Annotated in this window: 18 protein-coding genes and 1 tRNA gene; 12 read left to right on the forward strand and 7 right to left on the reverse strand. The window is 74.4% G+C overall.

What is annotated here, in order from left to right; genetic code table 11:
- Positions 1-66: 66 nt before the first annotated feature.
- Complete coding sequence (locus ACGBYP_RS16765) at positions 67-975, forward strand: ABC transporter ATP-binding protein (protein ID WP_411585908.1); 909 nt, start codon at positions 67-69, stop codon at positions 973-975.
- Positions 972-2,177 (forward strand): ABC transporter permease, encoded by a 1,206-nt coding sequence (locus ACGBYP_RS16770; RefSeq protein WP_411585909.1) that lies wholly within the window; start codon positions 972-974, stop codon positions 2,175-2,177. The genes ACGBYP_RS16765 and ACGBYP_RS16770 overlap by 4 nt, the downstream gene beginning before the upstream one ends.
- 133 nt (positions 2,178-2,310) lie before the next feature.
- On the opposite strand, the gene ACGBYP_RS16775 is transcribed toward ACGBYP_RS16770, so the two are convergent.
- Entirely contained in the window at positions 2,311-3,225 is a 915-nt protein-coding gene (locus ACGBYP_RS16775) for an SMP-30/gluconolactonase/LRE family protein (protein WP_411586064.1), read from the reverse strand.
- A gap of 58 nt (positions 3,226-3,283) precedes the next feature.
- Between ACGBYP_RS16775 and ppc the strand changes: the two genes are divergently transcribed.
- Positions 3,284-6,085 (forward strand): phosphoenolpyruvate carboxylase, encoded by a 2,802-nt coding sequence (gene ppc / locus ACGBYP_RS16780; RefSeq protein WP_411585910.1) that lies wholly within the window; start codon positions 3,284-3,286, stop codon positions 6,083-6,085.
- A gap of 61 nt (positions 6,086-6,146) precedes the next feature.
- Here ppc and ACGBYP_RS16785 read toward each other — a convergent pair whose 3' ends face one another.
- Both ACGBYP_RS16785 and ACGBYP_RS16790 read right to left on the reverse strand, forming a co-directional pair.
- Entirely contained in the window at positions 6,147-7,274 is a 1,128-nt protein-coding gene (locus ACGBYP_RS16785; RefSeq protein ID WP_411585911.1) for a PLP-dependent aminotransferase family protein, read from the reverse strand.
- Positions 7,275-7,308: 34 nt separating this feature from the next.
- Entirely contained in the window at positions 7,309-8,682 is a 1,374-nt protein-coding gene (locus ACGBYP_RS16790) for an FAD-dependent oxidoreductase (protein WP_411585912.1), read from the reverse strand.
- Between the two features lie 84 nt (positions 8,683-8,766).
- Between ACGBYP_RS16790 and ACGBYP_RS16795 the strand changes: the two genes are divergently transcribed.
- Positions 8,767-9,075 (forward strand): putative quinol monooxygenase, encoded by a 309-nt coding sequence (locus tag ACGBYP_RS16795; protein WP_411585914.1) that lies wholly within the window; start codon positions 8,767-8,769, stop codon positions 9,073-9,075.
- 47 nt (positions 9,076-9,122) lie between these two features.
- Here the strand turns inward: ACGBYP_RS16795 and ACGBYP_RS16800 are convergent, their stop codons facing one another.
- The 3 genes from ACGBYP_RS16800 to ACGBYP_RS16810 form a co-directional block, all read right to left on the reverse strand.
- Positions 9,123-9,932, reverse strand: a complete 810-nt coding sequence (locus ACGBYP_RS16800; protein WP_411585915.1) for an Fpg/Nei family DNA glycosylase — start codon at positions 9,930-9,932, stop codon at positions 9,123-9,125.
- A 152-nt stretch (positions 9,933-10,084) separates the two neighbouring features.
- The gene (locus tag ACGBYP_RS16805) at positions 10,085-11,455 is read right to left on the reverse strand and encodes a cryptochrome/photolyase family protein (RefSeq protein ID WP_411585916.1); all 1,371 of its coding nucleotides are present in this window, start codon (positions 11,453-11,455) and stop codon (positions 10,085-10,087) included.
- Between the two features lie 36 nt (positions 11,456-11,491).
- Entirely contained in the window at positions 11,492-11,812 is a 321-nt protein-coding gene (locus ACGBYP_RS16810) for a GNAT family N-acetyltransferase (RefSeq protein WP_411585918.1), read from the reverse strand.
- Between the two features lie 198 nt (positions 11,813-12,010).
- Here ACGBYP_RS16810 and ACGBYP_RS16815 point away from each other — a divergent pair.
- Positions 12,011-12,086 (forward strand) — tRNA-Arg (locus ACGBYP_RS16815).
- 143 nt (positions 12,087-12,229) lie between these two features.
- Positions 12,230-12,904, forward strand: a complete 675-nt coding sequence (locus ACGBYP_RS16820; RefSeq protein ID WP_411585920.1) for a DUF6518 family protein — start codon at positions 12,230-12,232, stop codon at positions 12,902-12,904.
- Here the strand turns inward: ACGBYP_RS16820 and ACGBYP_RS16825 are convergent.
- Positions 12,888-13,556 (reverse strand): DedA family protein, encoded by a 669-nt coding sequence (locus tag ACGBYP_RS16825; RefSeq protein ID WP_411585922.1) that lies wholly within the window; start codon positions 13,554-13,556, stop codon positions 12,888-12,890. The two genes, ACGBYP_RS16820 and ACGBYP_RS16825, sit on opposite strands and share 17 nt — an antisense overlap.
- 175 nt (positions 13,557-13,731) lie before the next feature.
- Between ACGBYP_RS16825 and ACGBYP_RS16830 the strand changes: the two genes are divergently transcribed.
- From ACGBYP_RS16830 to ACGBYP_RS16855, 6 genes are all read left to right on the forward strand, one after another.
- Entirely contained in the window at positions 13,732-15,945 is a 2,214-nt protein-coding gene (locus ACGBYP_RS16830; protein WP_411585924.1) for an MMPL family transporter, read from the forward strand.
- A gap of 149 nt (positions 15,946-16,094) precedes the next feature.
- Positions 16,095-17,306 (forward strand): sensor histidine kinase, encoded by a 1,212-nt coding sequence (locus ACGBYP_RS16835; RefSeq protein WP_411585926.1) that lies wholly within the window; start codon positions 16,095-16,097, stop codon positions 17,304-17,306.
- A complete protein-coding gene (locus tag ACGBYP_RS16840; RefSeq protein WP_411585928.1) occupies positions 17,299-17,985 on the forward strand; it encodes a response regulator in 687 nt (228 codons plus the stop codon). The genes ACGBYP_RS16835 and ACGBYP_RS16840 overlap by 8 nt, the downstream gene beginning before the upstream one ends.
- Positions 17,986-18,017: 32 nt before the next feature.
- Positions 18,018-18,428, forward strand: a complete 411-nt coding sequence (locus ACGBYP_RS16845) for a hypothetical protein (RefSeq protein WP_411585930.1) — start codon at positions 18,018-18,020, stop codon at positions 18,426-18,428.
- Positions 18,429-18,457: 29 nt separating this feature from the next.
- Positions 18,458-18,754: a hypothetical protein gene (locus ACGBYP_RS16850; RefSeq protein ID WP_411585931.1), complete on the forward strand. Its 297-nt coding sequence runs from the start codon at positions 18,458-18,460 to the stop codon at positions 18,752-18,754.
- 98 nt (positions 18,755-18,852) lie between these two features.
- Complete coding sequence (locus tag ACGBYP_RS16855; protein WP_411585933.1) at positions 18,853-19,590, forward strand: LuxR C-terminal-related transcriptional regulator; 738 nt, start codon at positions 18,853-18,855, stop codon at positions 19,588-19,590.

A 19,590-nucleotide genomic window follows, 5' to 3' on the forward strand; every position in this document is an offset into this window, starting at 1 on the left:
TTGGAAAGTGATGCGACAGTCTCAGGGCTCGAAGCGGGGTCCGCACGGCGACGAACCGGAGGAGCAGTGCTCGAGATCGACGGCCTGGTCAAGGCCTACGGGAGCAACCAGGTGCTCAAGGGGGTGAGCTTCTCCGTCGCGCCCGGGCAGATGTTCGGCTTCTGCGGCTCCAACGGCGCCGGGAAGACCACCACGATGCGCATCGCCATGGGCCTGGCCCGCGCCGACGCCGGGGAGGTGCGCTGGACCGGCCGTCCGGTCGACGAGTCCGTCCGCCGCCGGATCGGCTACATGCCCGAGGAGCGCGGGCTCTACCCGAAGATGAAGGTCGGCGAGCAGCTCACCTACTTCGCCCGGCTGCACGGCATGGACGCCGCACCCGCCGCCCGCGCCGCCGAGCACTGGGCCGAGCGCCTGGGCCTGGGGGAGCGGCGCGGGGACAAGGTCGAGAAGCTGTCGCTGGGCAACCAGCAGCGCGTGCAGCTGGCGGCCGCGCTGGTCAGCGAGCCCGACGTGCTGATCCTCGACGAGCCGTTCTCCGGGCTCGACCCGGTCGGCGTCGACTCCCTCGCCGAGGCGCTGCTCGACCAGTGCCGCCGCGGCGTGCCGGTCGTGTTCTCCAGCCACCAGCTCGACCTGGTCGAGCGGCTCTGCGACGCCGTCGGCATCCTGGCCCGCGGGTCGATCGTGGCCAGCGGCACCGTCGACGAGCTGCGCTCGGGCGCGGTCGGCCGGCAGCTGCGGGTCGTCGTCCCCGACGCCCCGGACCACTGGGCCGCGGCCCTGCCCGGTGTCCGGGTCGTGTCCGAGCAGCGTGGCGACACGGTGCTCGAGCTCGACCGGGGCGCCGACGACCAGCAGGTGCTCGCCGCCGCGCTGGCCACGGGCCGGGTGGCCCACTTCGCGTGGCGCGAGCCCACGCTCGTCGAGCTCTTCCGCGACGCCGTCATGGCCACCCCGGAGGTGGCGGCGTGAGCGCCCCCGCCCCCGCGCACTCCGACGTGACGCCCAACAGCCCGGCCCGGATGGTCCGGCTGGTCGCCGGGCGGGAGATCTCCACCCGCATCCGCGACAAGGGCTTCCTGATCGGCTCCGCCGTCCTGGTGCTGCTGATCCTGGGCATGCTCGTCTTCCAGGTGGCCATCAACAGCGGCACCGACACCACCCGGGTCGGCGTCGTCGGCGGCGACGCCGCGGTCGGCGAGGCGCTGCGCGCGCAGGGCGACGCGCTGGGCACCGAGGTCGAGGTCGTCGACTACACCGACGAGGCCGCCGCCCGCACCGCGGTCCAGGACGGCGACGTGGAGGGCGCCCTGCTCAGCCCGTCCTCCGTCCAGCCCGAGCTGCTCGTCGAGAGCGGCGGCGGCCAGGTGGAGAACCTGGTGACCGGCGCCGTCCAGGGCCTCGCGGTGGACCAGCAGCTGGCGCAGGCCGGGGTGACGCTGGACGCGCCGCCGGAGGTCGAGGTCGTCGCGCTGGACCCCGACGCCGACGCCGACCTCGAGGCGGCGATCGTGGCGCTGGTCGGCGTGGTGGTGCTCTACAGCCTGCTGCTGCTGTTCGGCCAGTTCGTGGCCCAGGGCGTGGTCGAGGAGAAGTCCAGCCGGGTCGTCGAGCTGCTGCTGGCGACGATGAAGCCCTGGCAGCTGCTGTCCGGGAAGATCATCGGGCTCGGGCTGCTGGGGCTGGCGCAGATGCTGGTCATCGCGGTGATCGGGGTGGCCGGGGCGCTCGCCTTCGACGTCGTCGACCTGCCCGGCCGGCTCATCGGCACCGTGCTGACGGTCGTGGCCTGGTTCGTGCTCGGCTACGCGTTCTACGCGGCGATCTTCGCCGCCGCCGCGTCGCTGGTCAGCCGGCAGGAGGACCTGGGCAGCGTCCTCACCCCGGCCACCCTGCTGCCGGTGGTCGGGCTGGTCATCGCGCTGCAGGCCGCCCAGGACCCCACCAGCACCACGGCGACGGTCACCTCGTTCATCCCGGGGCTGTCGCCGATGGTGATGGCGGTGCGGCAGGCCGCCGGCGAGGCCGCGGTCTGGGAGGTCGCGGTGGCCGTGCTGCTGATGCTGGTCTCGATCGCGGTGATCGTGCGGGTCGGTGGGCGGATCTACGCCGGCGCGCTGCTGCGCACCGGCGGCAAGGTCAAGCTCCGCGACGCCCTGCGCGCCGAGGGCTGACCGGCCGGGATCAGGTCACCTGATCGTCGTTGCTCCTGGCTCACGCTCCACGGTGAGCCAGGAGCAACCCGGGTGAGCCCGGACGACGTCCCATGCGGACCCGGTCGCCGGTGTCGGCAGCAGGGGCCGGCGGCTACACCTGCGACAGCGCCCCGAGCGGGCCGCGGTAGGGGTGGGCGCCGGGGCCGGTGACGCCGGTCCGCACGGTGAACAGCTTCCCGGCGTCGGGCTGGGCGGCCCGCGCCTCGTCGCTCATGCCGTGCACCGAGGTGCTGATCACCAGCAGGTCGCCGCTGAACGCGCAGCTGGTGGTGTTCTGCGCGTCGACGTCGACGACGGCCAGCAGCTCGCCGGCGGGGGAGTACCGCCGCACCTGCGCCCCGCCCCAGAGCGCGGTCCAGAGGCAGCCCTCGTCGTCCACGGTCAGGCCGTCGGCGACGCCGTCCGGGTCCTCGGAGAAGTCGAGCAGCACCCGGCGGTCGGTCATCGCGCCGGAGTCGAGGTCGTAGTCGAACGCCCAGACGCTGGCCGCGCCGGAGTCCGACAGGTACATGGTGCGGTCGTCGGGCGACCAGCCGATCCCGTTGGAGACGGTGAGCCCGTCGAGCGCCGTGCGCACGGTGCCGTCGAGGTCGAGCCGGTACAGCGTGCCGCCGCCGGTCCGCTCGTCGAAGGCCATCGTGCCGCCGAAGAAGCGGCCGGCCCGGTCGCAGGCGCCGTCGTTCATCCGGGTGCCGCCCTCGGACTCCGAGCCGCCCTCGTCGGTCAGCTCGACCAGCACGTGCGCCTCGCCGTCCTCGGTGAGCCGGCTGACGCCCGCTCCGGCGCCGAGCAGCCACCCGCCCGCGGCCGCCGGGACGGCGAACCCGACGGTGTCGCCGCCGCGGTGGGCGGCCACGTCGACGACGTCGTCGCCCTCCACGCGACCGCGGCGGACCTGCCCGGCGGTGATGTCCACCCACACCAGCTCGGAGCGGGCGGCGTCCCAGATCGGGCCCTCCCCGTGCTCGGCGGGAGAGGCGCTGGCCGGGGTCGCTCGCAGTCGCATCACGCGCCCATGGTCCCCAGGCAACCGCTCCGTCACACGCACCCCCGATACTGCGCGTGTGTCAGAAGCCACCGTCGACGTCGCCGACCTCCGCATCCCGGGCGGAGCCGAGCCCGATGAGCGCACCGACGACCCGTTGCGCGCCGACATCCGACTGCTGGGCCGGGTCCTCGGCGAGGTGATCGGCGAGCAGGCCGGTGCCGACGTCCTGGACCTGGTCGAGCAGACCCGGGTCGAGGCCTTCCGCATCCGCCGCTCCGAGGTCGACCGGTCCGAGCTGGCCGAGCGGCTCGCCGCGCTCGACCCGAAGGCGGCCAACCACGTCATCCGCGCGTTCAGCCACTTCTCGCTGCTGGCCAACATCGCCGAGGACGTGCACCACGAGCGGCGTCGCCGGCACCACCGTCGCGAGGGGTCGCCGCCGCAGAAGGGCAGCCTGGCCGCCTCGGTCGAGCTGCTGGACGCCGCGCACCTGGACGGCGACGTCGTGGCCCGCGAGCTGGCCGGCGCGCTCGTCGTCCCGGTCGTCACCGCGCACCCGACCGAGACCCGCCGGCGCACCATCACCGCGGTGCAGACGCAGGTCAGCGAGCTGATCCGGCAGCGCGACAACGCCGGCCCCGACGGCATCGACGAGAAGGCCTGGGCCGCCCACCTGTGGCGCGAGGTCCTCACCCTCTGGCAGACGGCGCTGCTGCGGCTGAGCCGGCTGCGGCTGGCCGACGAGATCGAGGAGGCGCTGCGCTACTACGAGCTGTCGCTGTTCGAGGTGATGCCGGCGCTGAACACCGAGCTGCGCCAGGCCCTGCGGCAGCGCTGGCCGGACGCCGACCTGCTGCCCACCCCGATGCTGCAGCCGGGCTCGTGGATCGGCGGCGACCGCGACGGCAACCCGTTCGTCACCGCCGACGCCGTCCGCCGGGCCACCACCAGCCAGGCCGAGACCGCGCTGCGGCACCACCTGGCAGAGCTCGACGCGCTCGGCTCGGAGCTGTCGATGAGCGACCGCCTGGTCATCCCGACCGACGCGCTCTACGCCCTGGCCGACATGGCCCAGGACGACTCCCCGTTCCGCGCCGACGAGCCCTACCGCCGGGCGATCCGCGGCATCCACGACCGGCTGGCCGCCACCGCGCTGCGGGTGCTGGGCTCCGTGCCCGGGACCGGGCCGGACGTCGTCCTGACGCCCTACGCCCTGCCCGAGGAGCTGCTCGCCGACCTCGAGACCGTCGACGCCTCGCTGCGCAGCCACGGCGCCGGTGCGCTGGCCGACGACCGTCTCGCCCGGCTGCGGGACGCGGTCGAGGTCTTCGGCTTCCACCTGTGCGGGCTGGACATGCGGCAGAACTCCTCGGTCCACGAGGAGGTGCTCGGCGAGCTGCTGGCCTGGGCCGGGGTGTGCGAGGACTACACCGCCCTCGACGAGGCGGCCCGGGTCGAGCTGCTGACCTCCGAGCTCACGCTGCGCCGTCCGCTGGTGCGTGCCGACGCCGAGCTGTCCGAGCTGGCCCGCGGCGAGCTCGACCTGCTGGTCGCCGCCGCCGAACAGGTCGCGCAGATCGGCCCGCGCACCATCCCGAACTACGTGATCAGCATGTGCGAGTCGGTCAGCGACGTCCTCGAGGTCGCCGTCCTGCTCAAGGAGGTCGGGCTGCTCGACCCTGGCGCCGAGGGCGGGCCGACCTGCTCGGTGGGCATCTCGCCGCTGTTCGAGACGATCGGCGACCTGCAGGCCTCCGGCGCGATCCTGACGGCGATGCTGGAGCAGCCGCTCTACCGGGCGCTGGTGGCCAACCGCGGTGACGCCCAGGAGGTCATGCTCGGCTACTCCGACTCCAACAAGGACGGCGGCTACCTGGCCGCGCAGTGGGCGCTGTACCGGGCCGAGCTGGCGCTGGTCGAGGTCGCCCGGGCCCACGGCATCCGGCTGCGGCTGTTCCACGGCCGCGGCGGCACCGTCGGTCGGGGTGGTGGCCCCAGCTACGAGGCGATCCGGGCGCAGCCGCCGGGCTCGGTGGCCGGGGCGCTGCGGATCACCGAGCAGGGCGAGGTCATCGCGGCCAAGTACGGCTCACCGGACTCGGCCCGCCGCAACCTCGAGGCGCTGGTCGCGGCCACCCTGGAGTCGACGCTGCTGGACATCGAGGGTCTGGGCGAGGACGCCGAGGACGTTTACGCGCTCTTCGACGACCTGGCCGCCCGGGCGCAGGGCGCCTACCGCGCGCTGGTGCACGAGACGCCGGGCTTCGTCGAGTGGTTCCGCGCGGCGACCCCGATCCGGGAGCTGGCGGAGCTGAACATCGGCAGCCGCCCGCCGTCGCGCAAGGCCGGGGACAACATCTCCGACCTGCGGGCCATCCCGTGGGTGTTCAGCTGGTCGCAGGCCCGGATCATGCTGCCCGGCTGGTTCGGCACCGGCTCGGCGCTGGAGTCCTGGGTCGACGGGGACGCCGACCGGCTGGCGCGGCTGCAGGACCTGCACCGGCGCTGGCCGTTCTTCCGCACCGTGCTGTCGAACATGGGCATGGTGCTGGCCAAGACCGACCTGGACCTGGCCGCCCGCTACGCCTCGCTGGTGCCCGACGCCGACCTGCGCGACCGGGTGTTCAGCCAGATCACCGCCGAGCACGAGCGCAGCGTGCGCATGCTGCTGGCGGTCACCGGCGACGACCAGCTGCTGGCCGACAACCCGTCGCTGCGCCGGTCGATCCGCAACCGGTTCCCCTACCTGGAGCCGCTGCACCACCTGCAGGTGGAGATGCTGCGCCGCCGCCGGGCCGGGGACGACGACGAGCTGGTCCGCCGCTGCATCCAGCTGACCATCAACGGCGTCGCCACCGCCCTGCGCAACTCCGGCTGACGAAGGACCCCCTCGCCCCTCGACCCGAGCAAGCTCGGGTCGGGGCCCTGCGAGGGGGCCGTCAGCGGGCGGCCTCGATGGCGGCGGCCAGCCGGCGGACGCCCTCGTCGACGTCGGCGGGCTGCACGGCCGAGTAGGCCAGCCGGAAGGAGTTCTCCCCGCCCTCGAGCAGGAAGTCCGTGCCCGGCACGATCGCCACCCCGCGGGCGGCGGCCTCGGCGGTGATCCGGGCGACGTCGTGTCCCTCGTCCTCGGGCAGCGACACCCACAGGAAGTAGCCGCCCTCGGGACGGCGGAACGTGGCCTGCGGCAGGTGCGTGCGCAGCGCGGTGTCCAGCAGCCCGACCCGCTCGGCGAGTGCGGTCTTCACCGTCTCCAGCGCGGCGGGGAACCGGTCGCCGCGCATGAACTCGTAGACCATCGCCTGGGCGACCATGTTCGGCGCGATGTAGGTGTTGGTGGCCCGCACCCGGATCCGCTCGATGATCGCCGGCGGCCCGACCAGGTAGCCGACCCGCACGCCGGGGCAGACGGTCTTGGAGAACGAGGACGCGTAGACGACGTGCTCACTGTCCGCGCCCCCGTCGAGCTCCAGCATCCGCGGCAGCGGCTCGCCGCTGAACCGGATGTCGACGTAGGGGTCGTCCTCGAAGAGCACGAAGCCGTGCTCGCGGGCCAGCTCCAGCAGCCGCTGCCGCTTGGCCAGCGACAGCGTGTAGCCCGCCGGGTTCTGGAAGTTCGGGATGACGTGGGCCATCGTCGGCGTGAGCCCGCCGTCGAGCAGCGCGGCGACCTCGTCGACGGCGATCCCGTCCTCCTCGAGCGTCACCAGGTGCACGTCGGCGCCCCGGCCGCGCAGCCCCAGCAGGGTGCGGTCGTAGGTGGGGCGCTCGGTGATCACGGCCGCGCCGGGGGTGGCGAGCTCGTCGAAGAGGAAGGCGTCGGCCTGCATCGAGCCGTTGGTGACCAGCACGTGGTCGACCGGGACGCCGTGCTTGTCGGCGATCCACATCCGCAGCGGGACGTAGCCGACCGCCGTCCCGTAGCCGGTGGTGCCGGCCGGGTCGTTGTCGAACGCGGCGACGGCGGCCTGCTTGAGGCCCTCGACGTCGACGATGTCGGTGGAGGGGGCGCCGCGGGCGAAGGAGATCATCGTGGTCGCCGGGCTGGTCTGGGCTGAACCGGTCACGGTGTCGAGTCTGCCGCACGCGCGCCCGGGCGGCTCAGCCCTCCACGCGCTCGGCGGCGACGCGGACGGCGGCCAGCAGCTCGGCCCGGTCGTGGATCGTCGTGCGGGCCCGGCCGCGGGTCGCGCCGAGGGCGACCTCGGCGGCGTCGATGGCCCGCCAGTCCGACAGCAGCACCGGCCGCCCGCCGCGGGCGCGCAGGGTGTCGATCCAGTCGTCGTCCCCGCGGGGGGCCAGCGTGCCGGCGGCGACGTCGGCCAGCAGCGAGGCCACCGTCTCGCGGGCGTCGTGCTTGTTGGTGCCCACCACCCCGGTCGGCCCGCGCTTGATCCACCCGGCCACGTACTCACCGCGGCTGGGCAGCCCGTCGCGCAGCACCCGGCCCGCCTGGTTGGGCACGGTGCCGCCCTCCAGCGGCAGCCCGGGCAGCGGGTGCCCGCGGTAGCCGACCGAGCGCACCACCAGGTCGGCCGGGACGACGTCGAGCTGGTCGGTGCCCACCGCGCGGCCGTCGGCGTCGACCGTCGTCCGCTCGACCTCCACGCCGGTGACCCGGTCGGTGCCCAGCAGCCGCACCGGCCGGGCGTGGAACCGCAGCCGGACGCTCACGGTGCCCGGCACCGGCTCGTGCCCGGCGTAGTCGGCCAGCGCGGCGAGGTTGCGGGCCACGTGCCGGTCCTCGGCGGCCAGTGCGCCGTCCCCGGGGTCGGTGAGGTCGGCGGGGTCGACGAGCACGGTGGCCGCGGCCAGGTGCCCGAGCTCGCGCAGCTCCTGGGTGGTGAAGCTGGCCTGCGCGGGGCCGCGGCGGCCGAGCACGGTGATCCGCTCGACGGGTGCCGCGGCCAGGGCGTCGAGCACGTGCTGCGGCATGTCGGTGGGGTGCAGCTCGCCGGGGGAGCGGGCCAGCACCCGGGCGACGTCCAGCGCCACGTTGCCCACCCCGACCACCACGACGTCCCGCGCGCGGGCCACCTGCTGCTCGACCCGTCCGCGGTCGGCGTCGGGGTGGCCGCAGTACCAGGCGACGAGGTCGGTGGCGGCCAGGCTGCCGGGCAGTTCCTCGCCGGGGACGCCCAGCGCGCGGTCGCCGGCGGCGCCGTAGGTGTAGACGACGGCGTCCACGTGCGCGCGCAGCTCGTCGACACCGAGGTCCGCGCCGATCTCCACGTTGCCCACGAAGCGCACCCGCTCGTGGTCCAGCACGTGGTGCAGCGTCTCGCGCAGCGCCCGCATCTTGAGGTGGTCGGGGGCGATGCCGTACCGGACCAGACCGAACGGCGTGGGCAGCCGGTCGACCAGGTCGACCGACACCGGGACGTCGTCCTGGGAGGCCAGCGCGTCGGCGGCGTAGATGCCGGCCGGACCGGCGCCGACCACCGCCACCCGCAGGGGTCGTGCGGTCTCGGCCACGTCCCGCATCGTCGTCCTCACCAGGGGTACGCGCCAGAGAAGTGCGGCTGCCAGTTCGGCGGCCCCGGACCCGCAGGAGCGCCCGTGTCCCACATCATCGTCGCCAGCTTCACCCCCAAGCCCGGACGCCGGGACGCCCTGCGCGCCGCCTTCCTCGCCGCCGTCCCGCAGGTGCACGCCGAGCCCGGCTGCGAGCGCTACTCGGTGCAGGAGGACGAGGAGGGCTTCGTCTTCCTCGAGCGCTGGGAGAGCGAGGAGGCCATGGCCACGCACGAGAAGGGCGCGGCGTTCACCGAGATGATGGCCGCGGTCGGCGACGACCTGGCCGGCCCGCCCGGGGTCCGCATCCTCTCCCCGCTGCCGGCCGGCGACCCCGCCAAGGGCCAGCTCTGAGCTGAGGGAGTGGATCCGGCGGCGTCAGCTCGACGGATCCACTCCGCTCAGACGGCCTGGCAGGTGGGGCACCAGAAGAGGTTGCGGCCGACCATGACCTCGGTGCGCACCTCGGTGCCGCAGATCCGGCAGGGCAGGCCCTGGCGGCGGTAGACGTAGTGCGCGTCCTCGCGCAGCGCCGGGCCGCGGCGGCGCTCCCGGTCCGCGCGCTCGGTGGTGACGATCCGTCCCGCCTTGACCCCGGCCCGCATGAGGACGACCAGGTCGGCCCACATCGCGTCCCACTCGCCCGCGGTGACGTCCCGGCCGGGGCGGAAGGGGCTCATCCGCTGCCGGAACAGGATCTCGGCGCGGTAGACGTTGCCGACCCCGGCGAGCACGGCCTGGTCCATCAGCAGCGCGCCGATCGACACCCTGCTGCGGCTGATCCGGGCGAACGCCTTCGCCGGGTCGGACTTCCGGCGCAGCGGGTCCGGACCCAGCCGGTCGAGGATCAGCTGCACCTCGCCGTCGGTGATCAGGTCGCAGGCGGTGGCGCCGCGCAGGTCGGTCCAGACGCCCTCGCCGTCCTCGCCCGGGCCCTCCCAGCGCATCCGCAGCGCGCCGCGCGGCTCGGGCGGCAGCCCGGTGCCGGAGGTGAACTTCCCGTACAGGCCGAGGTGCACGTGGACGACGTCCGGCCCGAAGTACGCGAACAGGTGCTTGCCCCAGGAGGTGACGTCGTCGAGCACGCGGCCGTCGAGCAGCTCGGCCTGGCCGGTGAAGCGGCCCTGCGGGCTGGTGACGTGCACCTCGCGGCCGGCGAACGCGGCCTGCTGCTCGCGGGCCAGCCGGAACAGGGTGTGGCCCTCAGGCACGGTCGATCACCCCGTCCAGCTTTCCCGGCGTCGTCCCGCACTGCCACGACGGAGCGGGTGATCGAGGCGACAGTGCGCGTCGCCGTCTTGTCGGCCCGCCTGCAGGGGCCCGCTGCGAGCCTGCGAGCAGTGGGGGGCAGGCGGGTCCTTGCTCAGCGGTCACGGACGGCGTTGTAGCGCTCGAGGGAGACCAGCCGCTCGTGCGCGTGGTCGACGATCGGCGCCGGGTAGCCCTCGGGGATGCCGCCGGGCGCCGTCCAGGGCTCGTGCACGTACTCCGGGTCCAGGTCGCGCAGCTCGGGGACCCACTGCTTGACGTAGGTGCCGTCGGGGTCGAACTTCTTGCCCTGGGTGATCGGGTTGAACACCCGGTAGTACGGCGAGGAGTCGGTGCCGGTGCCGGCCACCCACTGCCAGCCGTGCTGGTTGCTGGCCAGGTCACCGTCGACGAGGTGCTGCATGAAGACCCGGGCGCCCACGGTCCACTCCTGGTGCAGGTCCTTGACCAGGAACGACGCGACGATCATGCGCACCCGGTTGTGCACGTAGGCCTCGCCGAGCATCTGCCGCATGCCGGCGTCGACGATCGGGAAGCCGGTGCGGCCGGTCTCCCAGGCGTGCAGCAGCTCGTCGGCGTGCGGGCCGGAGTCGTAGGCCATCGCCTGCAGCTCGGGCTTGAGGTAGGCGCGGGCGGAGTCGGGCCGGTGCCAGAGGACGTCGGCGTAGAAGTCGCGCCAGGCCAGCTCGTCGGTGTAGCGGCGCACCGACTCCCCGCCCTCGTCGTGCGCGGCCAGGTCGGCGACGAGCGTGCGCGGGTGCACGCAGCCGTACTTCAGGTAGGCCGACATCCGGCTGGTCCCGTTGGTGCCCGGGGTGTTGCGGCCCTCGGCGTACCCGAGCAGCCGCTCGTCGCGGAAACGGCTCCAGGCGTCCAGCCCGGCGGCCTCCCCGGCGGGGGGCAGCAGGACGCCGTCCAGGTCGGGCCGCGGCGGCGGGTCCTCCGAGGGCACGTCGGTGGCCCACGGGACGTCGTCCGGGCGCGGTGCCGGCTCGTGCCAGCCGTGCTCGCGCCAGGCCCGGGAGAACGGGGTGAACACCTTGAAGGGGGTGCCGTCGTTCTTCACCACCCGACCGGGGGCGACCAGGTACGGGGAGCCGGTGCGCACGAGCGGGACGTCGCCCAGCGCCTGCTCCACCGCGGTGTCGCGTCGGCGGCCGTAGGGGCCGGCGTCGGCGGTGACGTGCACCGACACCGCGCCCAGCTCCTCGACCAGGCGGGGGAGCACCTGCGCGGGGTCGCCGTTGCGGAACACCAGCGCGCCGCCGGTCTGCTCGCGCAGGTCGGCGAGGCAGTCGAGCAGGAAGGTCCGGCGCGGGTCGCCCGACGGCCCGTACAGGCGGTCGTCGAAGACGAACACGGGCAGCACGCCGCCGTCGGGACCGGCGGCCTCGATCGCGGCCAGCAGTGCCGGGTGGTCGGTCAGCCGGAGGTCGCGGCGGAACCAGAGGAGCGCGGTGGGCACCTGGCGAGCCTAGGCAACCAGGTTGCGCACCGCAGATCAGCTGGCGGCGGGGACCAGCCCGAACGTCGGCCGGTCGGCCTCGGTGACCAGGTCCAGGTCGGCCGGGTGGTCGAGCAGGTACTTGCGGATGAACGAGCAGTAGGGGAGCACGTGCAGGTGGCGCTCGCGGGCGGAGGTCAGCACGCCGGCGACCAGCTGCGTGCCCAGACCGCGACCGCCCATCGCCTGGTCGATCTCGGTGTGCGGGAGGGTCATCAGCTCGTCGTCGACGTGGTACGTCGCGAAGCCGACGACGCGGTCGTCGTCCCGGATCTCGAACCGGCCCCGTTCGGGGACGTCGACCACCGTGATCTCCATCTGGGCTCTCCACCTCCCGCGGCTCCGGCGTCGTTGCCGGGGCGTGTGCGTGTTGGACAAGGTAACCGTTGCGACACGTTGTCGCCCGCATCTGTTCCGACGCGTTCACTCCTGGGGAGGTTCCCCGCTCCCGCGTGGCGGCCCGCTAGCCTCGTCCCCGCACACCCCGGTCGGGCACGCTGCTCGCGCGCCCGACGAGCCCCCGTAGCTCAGGGGATAGAGCATCGGTTTCCTAAACCGTGTGCCGCAGGTTCGAATCCTGCCGGGGGCACCAGCAGGTCGCGGAGGTCGGCGTCCCGGCCTCTCCACCCCTGGGACGACGGCAGATCATCCCCGAGGCCGACGACCACGACCGTGGCCGTCCGCCACCCTTGTCGGGCACGGTCGACAGGCCGGCGCCGAGACAGGGGGCAGCAGATGAGCGCAGCGTCGACGACCGCACCGGTGACGGAGCCGGTGCGGGCAGGGACGTCGGCACGGCCGCCGGTCGCACTCCTGCCGGCGCTGGCGACCACCGCCGTCGTGGCCGTGGCCTCGGGTGCGGCGACATCGTGGGGCCAGCTGCTCCTGCCGTCGGCCCTCACCTCGCTGACCAACTCCGCGGGCGCCTGGTCGCTGGTGGCCTTCGGCCTCGTCTGGTGGACTCGCAGCCGCCCGGCGGTGGGTGCCGCGCTGGGCGTGGTGGCGTTCTGCTCGCTCAACGTCGGTTACGCCCTCGCGTCGGCGGCGCGTGGCCACACCTGGTCGCTGTCACCGACCAACTTCTGGGTCGCCGCGGGCCTCCTCGCCGGGCCGCTGGTGGGCCTCGGGGCCGCCTGGGCGCGCGGCCGGGCGGACGTCCTCGCTGCCGTCGGGATCGCGGGTCTGGCCGGGCTGCTGGTGGGCGAGGGCGTGTACGGCCTGACGGTGATCGCCGATACCACCAGCCCGGTCTACTGGAGCGGGTCGGTCCTCGCCGGGCTGGCCGTGCTGGTGGTCCTGGGACGGCGACGGCTGCGCGGCCCGCTGCCGATGGCGGTGGCCACCGTCGGGACGCTGGCCACCGCGTCGGCGCTGCTCGGGGCGTACGCCCTCCTCAACGGCTCGAGCTGACAGGTCCGGCCGCCGGCAGGCCCGACGCTGTGGTCAGGGACGCCCGGCGCCGGTGGCGCACCAGTTCGGTGAGCCCGGCGACGCCCACCGCGACCGCCATGCCCAGGAGGACGGCCGGCAGCGGGTCCTCCGCGAACGCGGCGCCGCCCAGCACGCCGACCCCGGTGCAGTACGCCGCCCACGACAGCGCCGCGACCGCGTCCCAGCGCGCGAAGTGGCCCAGCGGGTGCCGCAGCACGCCCATCCCCAGCGTCACCGCCGTTCGCCCGCCCGGCACGTACCGGGCGACCACGAGCGCGGTGCCGCGGCGCCCGCCCAGCAACGAGTCCGCCAGGGCCAGCACCCGTGTCAGGCGCCTCGAGCGCGCGCGGCCTGAGGTCAGCCGGCCGAGCAGGTAGGACAGGTGGTCACCGGCCAGCGCCCCGGCCGCAGCAGTGGCGACCACCAGGGGGACCTCCGTGCTGCCGGAGGCGGCGAACACCCCGGCGGTGATGACGACCGTCTCGCTAGGCGCCACCGGCACGAGCGCGTCGGCGGCCGCCACCAGGGCGATGAGCAGGTACACCCACGGTGAGGACATCACCGAGGTCACGGTGTCCAGCAGGCTGTCGAGCACGTCGTCCTCCGCGGGCCGCCCGGCGGGTCCGGGCACGGGGACGAGGCTCGCCGTCCCGGGGCCGGGCGTCGTCGTCCACCCGGAGGCCCGGGCGTACCGCGGACGCAGTAGTGCGGAGACCGCATCGGGACGACGACCGCGACCCATGCCGCGCCGGAGGGTCCTCCCCATCAGGTCCGCATCGCGGGCCACGTCAGCGAAGGGGAGTCCGATGTCCAGGTTCCTATCCCGGGTCGGCGCCTACAGCGCCGGCCACCGGGGGGTGGTGGCGCTCGGGTGGGTGCTCGTCACCGCCGTGTTCGCCGTCCTCACCGTCACCGGCGCGAGGTTCTCCGACTCCGCCTTCTCCATCGCCGGCGCCGAGTCGACGACGGCGCTGGCGACCATGGAGCGCGAGTTCCCCGAGCGGGTCGTGGCGAACGAGGGCGAGCTGCTCCTGGTCGTCCAGGCCGCCGATGGCGCCACGGTCACCGACCCGGCGTCGGCGGCACTGGTGGGTGATCTGGTCACCCGGGCCCAGGACGTGCCCGCCGTGGTCGGCGCCACCGACCCCTACGACGAGCAGCGGCCCTTCGTCTCCGAGGACGGGACGGTCGCGGTGTCCACTCTCGCCGTCGCCCTCGAGGTCGACGGTGTCGAGGTCGACCAGGCGAAGGTGGAGGCCGACCTGCGCGCCGCCGCCGCCGACCTGACCGATGCCGGCTTCCGGCTCGAGGTGGGCGGGGCGCTCGAGGACGGCCCGCCGGAGATTCTCGGCCCGACAGAGGCCGTCGGCGCCGTCGTGGCCTTCGTCGTCCTGCTCATCACCTTCGGGTCGCTGGCCGCCGCTGGCGCCAACATGCTCATGGCCCTGGCCGGGGTCGTCGTCGGTGTCCTCGGGGTCCTCGGGTGGTCGGCCACCGGTGAGGGCATCCAGTCCACGACCCTGGTGCTCGCGGTGATGCTGGGCCTCGCGGTCGGCATCGACTACACGCTCTTCATCCTGTCCCGGTTCCGCGACGAGCTGCGGGCCGGACTGGACACCAAGGCCGCGATCGCCCGGGCCACCGGGACGGCCGGCTCCTCGGTCGTGGTCGCCGGTGCCACCGTGGTCATCGCGCTGGCCGGGCTGGCCCTGGTCCGCATCCCCTTCATCACCGAGATGGGCATGGGCGCCGCGTTCGGTGTGGTCGTCGCGGTCCTGCTCTCCCTCACCGCCGTCCCCGCCGTACTGATGGGCATGGGCCGCAAGGCGCTGCCCAAGCGGGAGCGGGACGGGGCTGCACCGCGCAAGGACAGCCGGGCGACCACCGCGCTCTCCTCGTGGGTCCACGGTGTGGTCCGCCGGCCGGTCGTCTTCCTGGTCGCCGGCACCGCGGTCGTCGCCGCGCTGGCCGCCCCCGCCCTGGGCATGGCCACCGAGCTCGAGCCGCCCGGCGGCATCGACCCGGCCAGCTCGCAGCGCGCCGCCTACACGATCGTCAGCGACGCCTTCGGCGCCGGTGAACAGGACCCGCTGATCGTGCTCTTCGAGGGCGCCGACCCGGTCGGTGCCGCGGAGGCCGCCACGGCCACCATCGCCGGCACCGCCAGCGTGGTCGACGTCAGCCCGCCGCAGGTCGCCGACAGCGGCGACGTCGCCTTCCTCGCCGTCACCAGCGAGTTCGGGCCGACCGACGCCCGCACCGGCACCCTGGTCGAGGACCTGCGCAGTCAGCTCCAGACCCTCGACGGCGCCACCGCCTCGGTCACCGGCCAGACCGCGGTCGACGTCGACGTGAACGACCAGCTCGCCTCCGGGCTGGTGCTCTACCTGATCGCGGTCAGCGCCTTCTCGATCCTGCTGCTGATGGTGGTCTTCCGCTCCATCGCCATCCCGCTGCTGGCCACCGTGGGCTTCCTGATGTCGCTGGCCGCCGGGCTCGGCGTCACCACCCTGGTCTTCCAGAACGGGTTCGCCGGCGGGGTCTTCGGCCTGGAGGAGTCCCGGCCGATCGCCAGCCTGGTGCCGATCATCGTGGTCGGGGTGCTCTTCGGCCTGGCGATGGACTACCAGGTCTTCCTGGTCTCCCGGATCCACGAGGCGCACCGCCGAGGGCTCACCACCCGGCAGGCCGTGGTGGCCGGCTTCGGTCAGGCCTCTCCGGTGGTGCTGGCCGCAGCGACGATCATGGCCGCAGTCTTCGCCGGATTCGCCCTCAGCGGCGGCGACCCGATGGTCTCCTCGATCGGGCTGGCCCTGGCGGTCGGTGTCCTGGTCGACGCCCTCCTGGTCCGGATGGTGCTGGTCCCGGCCGCACTCGAGCTGATGGGCGAGGCCAGCTGGTGGATCCCGCGCTGGCTGGACCGGGTCCTGCCCGACCTGGACGTCGAGGGCCACGGCCTCACCGAGGACGACGACGCCGCGCCGGCCCCCGTCGTCAGGCAGCCGGAGCTCGTCGGCTGACCCCGCGACCCCGACCGACCGGCGGTGAGCCCCTCCACGGGCTCACCGCCGGTCGGCGTCCGCCCCGCCCGGGTGGCCAGGCGATGGACGCCGGTCGGGCGGGTCCCTAGATTCCAGCTCGCCACCACCACGAGAAGAGCGCAGCCGCCATGTCCGCCCCGCCCGTACGTCCGACGCCCGCCCGGCAGTCCCGGGGCCTGCCGGCGCTGCTGCACCGAGCCGACCCGTGGACGCTCGCCGCGACCGGCCTGGTCGCCCTCGCCCTCGTCGCCGGGCTGGCGAGCATTCTCAAGTACGGCGCCGGTGACCGCGACGAGCTGATCGCCGTCCTGGCGCTCGGCGTGGTGGGCCTGCTGACCGCAGTCCGGGACAACTGGCTCACCCCGGTGGTCGCGGCCGTGCTGGTGGCCGCCGAGGTCCGCGACCCCGCGCCCAGCGCCACCTGGGCCGTGGCCGGCGGACTGCTGCTGCTGTTCTCCCTCCGCCGTCCCCGGCTGGACGCCGTCGCCGCCGGCGTCGTCTTCGCGGTCGCCGCCGCCCTGGCCGACCTGCCCTGGACCGACGGGGTCCTGGGCGGTGGCCCCTTCGGCCTGATGACCCTGGCCGCCGCAGCGGTGGGCATCGGGCAGTGGGTGCAGGCGCAGCGGCGCTACATGGCCGCCGAGCTCGGCCGCCGGCAGGAGGAGGCCGAACGCCGCCGGCAGGAGGTCACCCGGCACGTGGCCGAGGAGCGGCTGCGCATCTCGCGGGACCTGCACGACAGCGTCGCCCACCACTTCGCCGTCGTCAGCATCCAGACCAACCTCGCCCGCGCGCAGCTGGCCGTGTCCCCGCCCGCGGCCGACCGCGCGCTGCAGGACGTGCAGGCCGCAGCCCGCAGCGCGCTGGAGGAGCTGCAACTCCTGCTGGGCGTGCTGCGTGAGGAGCCGGACGCCGCGCTCCCCGACGTCGAGGCCGAGGACGTCGACGACCTCGTGGCGAGCTACCGGCGCACCGGTTTGGACGTCGAGTCCGCCGGCACCGAGGTCTTCGCCCTGCTCCCCGCGCCGGCGCGCGCCGGCGTGTACCGCGTCCTGCAGGAGGCGCTCACCAACGCCCACCGCTACGGCGACGGGTCCGCGAGCGCCACGTTCACCCGTGACGGCGGGGACGTCGTCCTGACCGTCCGCAACGCGATCGCCCCCTCCGCCGTGGCCATCGGAGGTGGCCGGGGGCTCACCGGCATGCGCGAGCGGGTCGCCGATCTCGGTGGTCAGGTGCAGGCCGGGGCCCGAGACGGCGAGTTCGTGGTCGTGGCCCGGGTGCCGGTGGCCGTCCCCGAGCTCACCGGCCAGGCGACGAGGAGTGCGTCCGGTGACTGAGGTGCGGGTCCTGCTCGTCGACGACCAGGCCATGATCCGGTCCGGGATCCGCGGGCTCCTCGAGCTCGCCGAGGGCATGGTCGTCGTCGGTGAGGCCGCCGACGGCCGGCACGCGGTAAGCATGGCGCGGGCGCTGCGGCCCGATGTCGTGCTGATGGACCTGCAGATGCCCGGCGTCGACGGCGTCCAGGCGATCCGGGCGATCCGGGCCGACGAGTCGATCGCCGCGACGCCGGTGCTCGTGCTGACCACGTTCGAGAAGGACGACAACGTCCTGGTCGCGCTGCAGTCGGGCGCCAACGGGTTCCTGGGGAAGTCGGCCGGTCACGACGAGCTGATGGCCGCCGTCCGTGCCGTCGCGGCGGGGGAGTCCTCGCTGTCGTCCGCCGCGACCACCGCCGTCGTCAGCCACCTGGCTCGGACCGCCGGGCAGGTCACCGCTCGGGACCAGGCCTCCGCCGAGGAGATGAGCCGGCTGGCGGAGCTCACCGCCCGCGAGCGGGAGGTCGTCGCGCTGGCCGTGCGCGGGCTGACCAACGACGAGATCGCCGCGCACCTGTTCCTGTCCTCGCTGACGGTGAAGACCCACGTCAACCGGGCCATGCGCAAGCTGCAGGTGTCCGACCGGGCCCGGCTCGTCGTGGCCGGCATGAGGGCCGGACTGCTCGACCGGCCGTGAGGGCGGCCCGGGCCGTCGACGACACTGGGGGCATGGCAGCTCCCTCCGCCGACCGACCCCTCACCACCACCGAGCGCGCCCTGTTGGACGCGCTGCTCGCGCACGACTTCACCGGCGCCGACCTGCTGCGTGCCCAGCTGGACGAGGCCACCGCGACGCCGGGCTGCACCTGCGGCTGCGGCACGATCGACCTGCACGTGCCGGCCACCGCCCCGAGCGCCGGGGTCGCCGGCCCGGCGCCGGTCGAGGGCACCGTCACCGGCCCCGACGGCCGCCCCACCGGCGGCGTCCTGCTGTTCGTCGAGGACGGCCGGCTGGCCCGGCTGGACGTCACCTCGTACGGCGACCCGCTGCCCGTCCCGGACCCCGCACGGGTCACCTGGGGCCCCACCGCCTGGGCGCGCGAGGACACCGTCCGCCGTCCGGCCCGCTACCGGCGCTGAACCGCCCGTTCCCGGGTACCGGACGGCGCATGACAGTGCGCAGCGCGGCGGTCGCGGCCGCCGACCAGTGGACCGACCCCGACGACGGCATCCGCTACCCGGCGGGGGAGGTGCACGGCTGGGTGCAGGGCCACAACGAGACCGTCTGCGGGCTCTCGCTGTCGCGGTCCGGGCTGACCCGGTTCCCGCACGTCAGCTGGGCCGACGTGCAGCCCGAGTCCGGCCGCCACGCGGAGGAGGTGCAGGCGGTCTGCCGGCGCTGCGCGGCGGGGCTGGGTGCACGCCGTGACGAGCGCCGCTGGACCCGCACCGACCCCCGCCCCTGAGCTGACCTGCGCATCTCACAGAAAAGTCCTCAAGGACCCTCATCACCCGGTCGATCTACTGGTTGTCAGCAGTCACCGAACGTGAGCGGAGTCCCACAGTGTCCACCCCCCTGGTCAGCGCCAGCCGCAGCGTCACCCGCGTGCTCATCCTCGCCGACGCACCGGTCCTGCGCCGTGGCCTGATCGGCATGGTCAACGAGACCGCCGGTCTGCAGGCGGTGGGCACCCCCGGGGAGCCGCGCCGGGCACTGACGCTGGCCGAGACCGCCCACCCCGACGCCGTCATCGTCGAGCTGGGCACCGGCCGGGCCGCCACCCTCAACGCCTGCCGCGACCTGCGCCGCCGTTTCCCCCAGATCGCCATCGTGGCGCTGGCGACCTCCGAGGACCCGGGCGTGGTCAACGAGGCGCTGGCCGCCGGGGTCCGCGGCTACCTGCTCATGAACACCTCGCCGACCCTGCTGGGCTGGGCCGTGCTGGCCGCCCGCGCCGGGCGCACCGTCGTCGACCCGCAGATCCGCCGCGGCGAGGGCTCGGCCGAGCCGGTGTCCCGCGAGCTCACCCTCGAGGTGCCGCTGACCCGCCGCGAGTCCGACGTCCTCGACGAGCTGATCCAGGGTCAGTCCAACCGGGTGATCGGCAAGAACCTCTTCATCTCCGAGGACACCGTCAAGTCCCATGTCAAGGCCATCCTGCGCAAGCTCGGTGCCCGCGACCGGGCGCACGCGGTCTCCCTGGTGCTCTCCGCCCGCAACCCCGGCGCCTGCACCTGCAGCGTGCACGCCCTCACCGCCACCCCCACCAGCGCGCCCGCCGCCGCCCCGGCCGACGCCTGA

The sequence above is a fragment of the Modestobacter sp. SSW1-42 genome, from assembly GCF_046635825.1.
Lineage (GTDB): Bacteria > Actinomycetota > Actinomycetes > Mycobacteriales > Geodermatophilaceae > Modestobacter.